The 7,949-nt window shown below is 56.4% G+C and carries 8 protein-coding genes and 1 tRNA gene; 3 read left to right on the top strand and 6 right to left on the bottom strand.

What is annotated here, in order from left to right:
* Nucleotides 1-79 (bottom strand): hypothetical protein (locus AC6CWS_RS17450; protein ID WP_223602338.1); only part of this gene is annotated, 79 nt, incomplete at its 3' end.
* Between the two features lie 113 nt (nucleotides 80-192).
* Nucleotides 193-768 carry an HdeD family acid-resistance protein gene (locus AC6CWS_RS17445; protein WP_023291053.1) on the bottom strand — a complete coding sequence of 192 codons (576 nt, stop codon included), beginning with the start codon at nucleotides 766-768 and terminating at the stop codon, nucleotides 193-195.
* A gap of 240 nt (nucleotides 769-1,008) precedes the next feature.
* Between AC6CWS_RS17445 and AC6CWS_RS17440 the strand changes: the two genes are divergently transcribed.
* On the top strand, nucleotides 1,009-1,671 hold the full coding sequence (locus AC6CWS_RS17440; protein ID WP_072096602.1) for a YfdX family protein: 663 nt from the start codon (nucleotides 1,009-1,011) through the stop codon (nucleotides 1,669-1,671).
* 90 nt (nucleotides 1,672-1,761) lie between these two features.
* Here the strand turns inward: AC6CWS_RS17440 and AC6CWS_RS17435 are convergent, their stop codons facing one another.
* Both AC6CWS_RS17435 and evgA read right to left on the bottom strand, forming a co-directional pair.
* Nucleotides 1,762-5,004: an ATP-binding protein gene (locus AC6CWS_RS17435; protein ID WP_065882642.1), complete on the bottom strand. Its 3,243-nt coding sequence runs from the start codon at nucleotides 5,002-5,004 to the stop codon at nucleotides 1,762-1,764.
* A 4-nt stretch (nucleotides 5,005-5,008) separates the two neighbouring features.
* A complete protein-coding gene (gene evgA, locus AC6CWS_RS17430) occupies nucleotides 5,009-5,623 on the bottom strand; it encodes an acid-sensing system DNA-binding response regulator EvgA (protein WP_023291050.1) in 615 nt (204 codons plus the stop codon).
* Nucleotides 5,624-5,925: 302 nt separating this feature from the next.
* Here evgA and AC6CWS_RS17425 point away from each other — a divergent pair, with 302 nt between their 5' ends.
* Nucleotides 5,926-6,291 (top strand): HdeA/HdeB family chaperone, encoded by a 366-nt coding sequence (locus AC6CWS_RS17425; RefSeq protein WP_072096603.1) that lies wholly within the window; start codon nucleotides 5,926-5,928, stop codon nucleotides 6,289-6,291.
* A gap of 68 nt (nucleotides 6,292-6,359) precedes the next feature.
* On the opposite strand, the gene AC6CWS_RS17420 is transcribed toward AC6CWS_RS17425, so the two are convergent.
* Together AC6CWS_RS17420 and AC6CWS_RS17415 are read right to left on the bottom strand one after the other, a co-directional pair.
* Nucleotides 6,360-6,632 (bottom strand): hypothetical protein, encoded by a 273-nt coding sequence (locus AC6CWS_RS17420; RefSeq protein WP_032691249.1) that lies wholly within the window; start codon nucleotides 6,630-6,632, stop codon nucleotides 6,360-6,362.
* 567 nt (nucleotides 6,633-7,199) lie between these two features.
* Nucleotides 7,200-7,275, bottom strand: a tRNA-Ile gene (locus AC6CWS_RS17415).
* Between the two features lie 124 nt (nucleotides 7,276-7,399).
* Between AC6CWS_RS17415 and mug the strand changes: the two genes are divergently transcribed.
* The gene (gene mug / locus AC6CWS_RS17410) at nucleotides 7,400-7,906 is read left to right on the top strand and encodes a G/U mismatch-specific DNA glycosylase (protein ID WP_002917636.1); all 507 of its coding nucleotides are present in this window, start codon (nucleotides 7,400-7,402) and stop codon (nucleotides 7,904-7,906) included.
* Nucleotides 7,907-7,949: the final 43 nt, after the last annotated feature.

Raw genomic sequence — 7,949 nt, 5'->3', positions numbered from 1 at the left:
GCCAGTTGGTGATTTTGAACTTTTGCTTTGCCACGGAACGGTCTGCGTTGTCGGGAAGATGCGTGATCTGATCCTTCAACTTAGCAAAAGTTCGATTTATTCAACAAAGCCTCAGACAGAATGTGGTGGCCGCTACGGTCAGTACGAGTGCTTTAGGCAAATTCATTTTCTTCTCCAGTGACAAAATAGGGCTTAAGCCTGGGCGTGCTTCATTTTATTGCGCAGGACCAGCAAGCCGATGGCGCTAAATATCATTTCAACGCCGATAAAGGCGGTAATAAATATCCAGCTTTGCTGCGGATTCATGGCCAGCCACAGGCAGGCGATAAGTAAATCCAACAGGCCGATAAAAATATTCCAGCCGGCGCCGCTTTGTTTTCGGGTTTGACATCCGTTGACGATGCGGGAAATACCGCCGAGAACAAATAAAAAGCCGAATAAGAGGGCCAGGCTGCTCATGCCGTTAAGAGGATTAACGACAAAGCTCAGGCCGAGCACGATCCAGGCGATGGCGAAGATCAGCGCCACCAGGCGTGATTTCCAGTGCTGCTGGCGGAAGACGATCAGGCTGTACAGTGAGTAGAAGCCGCAGATCATCAACAACATGCCGGTCACCGTGGCGAGATACCAGCCGGCGACCAGCGGCCAGGCCAGGCAACAGGCCCCGCAGATAAACAGCAGCGCGGCCATCAAGCCGGCATGCCGTTTATATCGAATGAAGACGCGTGGGTTAAACGCATTTAAGGTGTAATGGCTAAACATAAACATAATTTCTCCGCAGATCCCGGTTGCCGGCCTGACGCTGAATAAAATGCGTCATGCTTTATTCAGCGGGCCAAAAGAAAGGTCTGAGGAAAATAGTAGGCCGCGCTATCGGCAGGCGTAAATAAGAGCGCTGAGGTGACTTTATACGCCTTGTCTGACAGCTGTCAGACAAGGCCCGCAATATTCCTTCCGGGCTCTGATTCTCAATGCCCATGATATTTTTTAAGCTGGCTGCGTTTGGTGATGCTTACCGATTTTAATCAGGAGTTAACGATGAAAAAAGTCATTCTGGCGAGCCTGCTGGCAACCATGATGGGTACCTCTCCGGTGTGGGCAGCAGATAGCGCGACGGCAGCGCCAGCCGCGGCAGCCACAGCGCAGGTGCAGAAAGAAGCCGCCGATGTGCTGCAGGTGGCAGTGCAGGGCGCGAACGCGATGCGCGATGTCCAGTTCGCCCGTCTGGCGCTGTTCCATGGCCAGCCGGATAGCGCTAAAAAACTGACTGACGACGCCGCCGCGCTGCTGGCCGCCGATGACGCCAGCTGGGCGAAGTTTGTGAAAACCGATGCTAAAGCCAAAATGATCGCCGATCGCTATGTGGTCATTAACGCCTCTATCGCTCTGTCTGAAGACTATGTAGCCACGCCGGAAAAAGAGAGTGCCATTAAATCCGCTAACGAAAAACTGGCGAAAGGCGATCAGAAAGGGGCTATCGATACCCTCCGTCTGGCCGGTATTGGCGTAATTGAGAACCAGTATCTGATGCCGCTCAACCAGACCCGTAAGGCGGTGGCGCAGGCGCAAGACCTGCTGAAAGCTGGAAAATATTACGAAGCGAATCTGGTGCTGAAAGGCGCTGAAGAGGGCATCGTGGTGGACAGCGAGATGCTGGTGGCAGGCAACTGATACCTGTTCCACCCTGAGAGAGCGCAGAGGAAGAAACTGACAAGGATGTCCCCTTAACGGTCGGGCAGGCGGACTGCCCGACCGGAACGGCTAGCGGCCGATCAGGGCGTCGATTTCGCCATCGATCTCGCGCATGACGCCGGTGATGCGCTGTACCACCTCCAGACAGCTTGCCGGCGTTAGCGAGTCAGGCCGCTTCGCCTCAAAAGGGGCGCACAGCGCTTGCAGCGCAGTAATCCCCAGAATTTGCGCTGAACCGTGCAGACGGTGCAGCGCTCGCAGAAAGATCTGCGGCTCATGCCGGGCGATTGCCTGTCCGGCAGCCTGTAAATCCGCGGCCGACGCATCGCGGAACGTCTCCAGCATCTCAGTCATCAGCGCCTGGTCTCCCCCGGTATTTTCGGTCAGCACGCTGAGCCGCAGGTGTCGGGCGACGTTTGGCGATGCGTGGCCCACCGCTAAACGGCTCAGCTCGTGGCTCAGCGTCTGAACCGACACTGGCTTAAACAGACACATATTCATGCCGCTGGCCAGACAGGCCTCCCGCGACTGCGGCAGCGCGCTGGCAGTCACCCCCCAAATCATCAGGTCCGGGTAGCGCCGACGTAGCGACGCCGCCAGCGCCAGGCCATCTTTCTTCGGCATATTGAGGTCCGTGATCAGCAGATCGTAATGTTTGCCAGCGAGCTTATTCTCCGCCTCTTCACCGTCGCAGGCTTCATCGACGCTATAGCCGATAGTGCTGAGCTGGCGCTTGAGCAGCAGCCGGTTGGTGGGATGGTCGTCGGCTATCAATATCGACAGCCCGGGCAAGGCCTGCTGCCTGGCCGGCAACGCCTTCGGCGCGCGAACGGCGCAGCGACTCACCTTGGCTGGCAGGGTGATGGTGAAGGTGGTCCCCACGCCAGGATGGCTAACCATCTCCAGTCGGCCCTGCATGAGTGCGACCAGCTCCTGGCAAATGACCAGACCCAGGCCGGAACCGGTCTGTTTGCGCCCCTGGCGCGCCTGCGCATAACGGTGAAAGAGAGTGGTCTGCTCTTCTTCGCCGATCCCGCAGCCGCTGTCGCTAATGATGAGGGTCAGCTCCCCCTGCGTCTCATCCGCTTGCGTCAGCCGGCAGTCGACCTGAATCGCGCCCTCGGTAGTAAACTTCAGCGCATTGCCGATGAGATTATTGAGGATTTGCCGTAGCGCCTGCGTGTCGATCCACAGCATGGTCCCCTCCTGTAGCGCGTTATGGTCGTGGAGCGCGATCCCCTTTTGCTTCGCCAGCGCGCCGAAGGTGTGACACTGCTGCGACACGACCTGTGCGACATCGCTCCACTGCGGGGTGATCTGGTATTTTCCCGACTCAATCTTGTCGATATCGAGAATATTACCGATCAGCCCCAGCAGGGTTTGCGCCGTCGACCCCGCCAGCTCGATCGCCTCTTTACGCTGACCGACGTTCAGCTCCGGTTTCGCCAGCAGTTCCAGAAAGCCGACGATGGCGCTCACCGGCGTGCGCAGCTCGTGGCTCATGCTGGCCAGAAAGCGACTCTTGGCTTTTGTCGCCTGAATCGCTTTGTCTTTTTCCCGCTCCAGGGCGCAGGAGAGGGCCTCCTTCTGCGCCAGCTCCTCCTCCAGCCGCTGCTGAGAGTCTTTGCGTTTGCGCACTTCCCGGCACAGGGAGAGTCCCCACCCGAGGCTGATGGCGATCAGCACCAGCGCGAAGGCGATCAGCTGGTAAAACTGGCGGCTGTACTGGCTCCAGTTCTCTATTTGCTGGCTGGAAATTTTCGACCACTTCTCGGTCATCTGCAGAATATCCCGCGGCGGAATGGCCTGCAGCGCTTTGCTGAGGATGGCGGCCAGCACCGGTTCATCGCGCGGGATCGCCAGCCGAATGGCGGCGACCGGGAGTCCGTCGATGCGGGCGTAGTGCAGACCCTGTGGATAATAGTGGTCGATCATATAGCGGGCGGAAAGCTCCGACGCTACCGCGGCATCCACCTCGCCTTCCTCCACCATCTTCATCGCGACGCCAACGTTATCCGTCTCCACCCAGTCAACCTGTGGAAAGCGCGCTTTCAGGTCGTGGGCGGCGATTGGCCCCACTGGCAGGGCGATCCGCGCCGGGCGGGCCAGCAGATGTGGGTCGGGGGCGCTGCCGCGGGCGACCAGCACAAAAGCCACGTTAATCAGCGGGTCGCTCAGGGTGACGTAGGCCTGCGGCTGTGGGGTCAGGGTCGCGGCGGGCATGATCGCCCAGTCCTCTTTTTCCATCCGCTTTGCCAGATCCTGACGGTTGCGCACCAGGATGGGGTCAAACTGCAGCCCGGTCTGTAGCGAGAAAATATTCAGCATATCGGCCATAATGCCGCGCAGCTCGTCCTCGTCATCCACCAGAGTAAAAGGCGGAAAATAGGGGTTGACCAGCAGGCGGACGCGACGATGCTTCTGTAGCCAGCGCTGCTCTTCGGCGCTAAAGGACAGCGGTGTATTGAGAAATGACAGATCGCCGCGGTTGAGCCAGTTTTGCATGATCCGCATCGCGGTATCGCTGTCGATAGCGTGGATAAAACGGTCAAGGAGCTGGTGCAGCGCCGGTCGATCCTCGCGGGTGACAAAGCGGTTGTGCTGCTCCTGCTGACGAAAATAGTGTGCGATGACCAGCGATTGCGAGAAATATTTCGAGATGCAGTGGCCGGTGGTGATGTTGTTGCCGATGAAATACTGATTCTCGCCGCTGACCACCGAGGCGAGAGCCTGATAGTCGCTATCGTAAAGGGTGATTTTGGCGTTGGGAAACGCCTGCTGAATGATATCGAAAAAGGCGCAATCGCGGGTGCAGGCCAGCGTGACGCGGCGGTCGGTGGTCAGCGGCGGCAGGGGGGATTTTAGCGAGGTGACCAGCGTCGGCCAGGTTTTGATCAGCGGTGCGGTGTGCGTCAGTCCCGGGGCGAGCGCATCCCGGTGCGCCACCTGAGTGAGCAGGGTATCCACCTGGCGGTCGGCCAGGGCGGCCAGCGCCTGCTGCTCGGTGTCATATTGGCGGATAACCACCTTCAACCCGAGGCTGTGCGCCATTAGCGCCAGATAGTCGGCGTTAATTCCCTGATAGCTCTCCTCGTCGCTGTCGTAGACGATAGGCGTCATCTCAGGCAGCCAGGTGCCGACGGTCAGCGTCGGCCGGGCGGCCAGCCAGACCTTTTCCGTATCGTTAAGCGGAATGTCGATTGCCGCAATGTGGGCATGGCTTTTCAGCTCCAGTTGCTTCATGGCAAACGCGGCGGGGGAGTGGCTTAGCGCCAGTCCGACAATCAGGGATAAAATAAGACGAACAACCATGGCATCACCCTATTTTATTGCGTTGCGCAAAGTCATAAAGCTCAAGCAGGGAGCTGCAGCCTAATTTATCCATCAGACGGACCTTATAGGTGCTGACCGTCTTATTGCTGATATTCATTTTGCTGCCGATGGTGGTGTAGTCGACGCCGCTGAGGATATAGCGGAAGACTTTCATCTCCTGCGTTGACAGCGTATCCAGCCGGTCCTGATCGGTGATGCCGTGGGTGCAGAAGCGCTCCAGTGAAAAGGGGAAATAGCTGTAGCCATTATTGGCCGCCTCGATCGCGGCGAGGATATTATTCATTCCCTCTTTTTTACTCACAAAACCATTGGCCCCGCAGTCGGCGCTGCGTTTGCCGTAGAACCGTTCATTTTTGGCGGAAATGACGATAATTTTTCCCTGGTAGCGGCGTTTGCGCAGCTGCTCAAGAACGTCGATGCCGCTGAGCTCCGGAATATCGACGTCAACGATCAGCAGGTCAGGCTGCATCGTTTCGGCGGCCTGCACCGCATGAGCGCCGCTGTCGAGCTCTGCCGCGACGGTAATACCGTTGGTATCGAGTAGGTTGCGAATGGCGATACGTGCCAATGGATGATCGTCAATGATTATCGCATTCATGGGGGCGTAAATCCTGATATGAAAAAGAAGGGCGATGTCTGGTGCAGGTGCGGCGGGGGTTATTTTTATCGATGCCGTAATAAGGCGCAATTGTAACACAAATCGTTTTCGCCCGGGGAAGATATTCTGGGCGAACCCTTCGCTGAATATATTTGCATATCTGGATGACAGCTGTAGGAACAGGCGTTCGCTTACTTCAGCGCTGTCTGGTATTAAAAAAAATGCAAACGATTAATCTGCTCTTTTTAAGGTGAGTTGTCGGGAATATCGTCCGGTGACAACTGGCAGGTAAAATAATAACAATGGCAAAAGTGAAGCTCGCCCTTTGGCAAAAATGGGTTTGGAAACGTCTAATGGCAGGAATAATACTCGTGGCAATGAGTAGCGCCGCGGTGGGTAAGGACGCCTCGCCCGCTGAGGCGCGGACGCGCGATATGATGCGCTGTCAGGATTATCTGCAGCTGGATCCGCGCACCTGGACGCCGATGGTGATCTGGCTGATGAATGATCCTTTTTCCCTGCAGCCGCCGGAGTGGACCGACTTCCATGAAGCCGAGCTGGTGCTGACGCCGATCCTCACCGAAATCTGCCGTCAGGAGCCAGATGCCTGGCTGACTTCGCTGCGGGAACGGCTCAATTCTTATCAGCAGGTGCGGTCGCTCAATTAAGCGACCGCGATAAAGCGGCAGAAAAAGTGACTAAATGTGCAGTTAGCAGCCTTCTCCTGCGCAAAGGCTCAGCAGCGGCCCGCTTTTTTCGAGAGAGCGTCGCAGGTTTTGCTGGCTGGCGTCGGGTTGCTGCCGGCACAGATGGCATCCGAGACGGTACTGCCGCCGCCCAGTGGGATCAGTCCGTAAAGTTTCGGCTCGGCGGCTTTTGTCACATAGCATCGATGGCTGGTTTTGCCGATGGTGGCCACAAAATTGGTTTTCACATCCTGCTGCTTCGCATCGGAAATTGTCACCTGTGAAGCATCGACATTAAAAGCAAAGGCGGCGGCCTCTTTCATTTCACTTTCCGTCGCCATTGGCGGTTTAGCTACGCAACCCATTAATAACAGTGCCAGACAGGTACTGATTGATATATCCCGTATTTTCATCATTTCATCCTTTTTGTGAGTCAACGGGTTATATATAAGAGGAGCGAGAGGGGGGCGTTGATTTTGATCAGCTGGTACAGGGAAGGGGTATTTTTCGGAAATTGGCCTGAATTGTTAAAGTTATCGTGAGCAGTATGAATTCCAGCGTTGAGGGAATGAAAGGCGTTTTATGCCGACCTTGCGTAGTAAGACAGAGTAAACAGGAACGCGGCAATGATGGACTGGCTTCGGGAGGTGGGCAACGCAGATGGCCTGCGCAAACTTTTGCCAGGATAGAGCACTGTCTATTTTAGCGTAAGCGTAAATTTTCCTTTTCGCGATAACGGATTTTTTATCCTCTTAGCGGAATGGCAAGAAAATGCTGACCACGCGCATTGCTCAACGGCTTATGTTGCCATTTTATCGCTATTCTAAAATTTAGAAACAAAAAAGCCACTCTTTCGAGTGGCCTAACTGTATGTATTTACTGCTAAAATTTGGTGGCCCCTGTTGGGTTTGAACCAACGACCAAGCGATTATGAGTCGCCTGCTCTAACCACTGAGCTAAGGGGCCGTGGCGAGGGATTATAAAGTAACTGACGGTTGCAATCCAGCGTAAAGCGCGCAGCTGCTGTTTTTATAAACAATGCATTTTCAATCCTTTATAATCATGTTTTAGCCATACAGCCGGAGAAAACATGATTAGCGATATCCTTGCGCCGGGCCTGCGCGTTGTCTTTTGCGGTATCAACCCGGGGAAGTCCTCCGCCCATACCGGCTTTCATTTTGCCCATCCTGGCAATCGCTTCTGGAAGGTCATCCATCAGGCCGGGTTTACCGACCGACAGCTCAGGCCGGAAGAGGAGCTGCAGCTGCTGGATACGCGCTGCGGCATCACCATGCTGGTTGAGCGTCCGACGGTGCAGGCCAGCGAGGTCGCCCTGCAGGAGCTGCGCAGCGGCGGCCGTGAGCTGGTGAGGAAGATTGAGGAGTATCAGCCGCAGGCGCTGGCGGTGCTCGGCAAGCAGGCCTTCGAGCTGGCCTTTAACCAGCGCGGCGCGAAGTGGGGGAAACAGGCCATGACCATCGGCACGACCCAGGTGTGGGTGCTGCCCAATCCCAGCGGCTTAAATCGGGCGACGCTCGATAAGCTGGTGGCAGCCTATCGTGAACTGGATGATGCCCTGGCGACCCGCGGCCAGTAGCGGAGAGGGGCGACTTTCCCCGAGCGACCAGCGAAACGCCATA

The sequence above is a fragment of the Klebsiella sp. M041 genome, from assembly GCF_059759695.1.
This window is presented reverse-complemented; position numbering and strand designations above follow the sequence as displayed.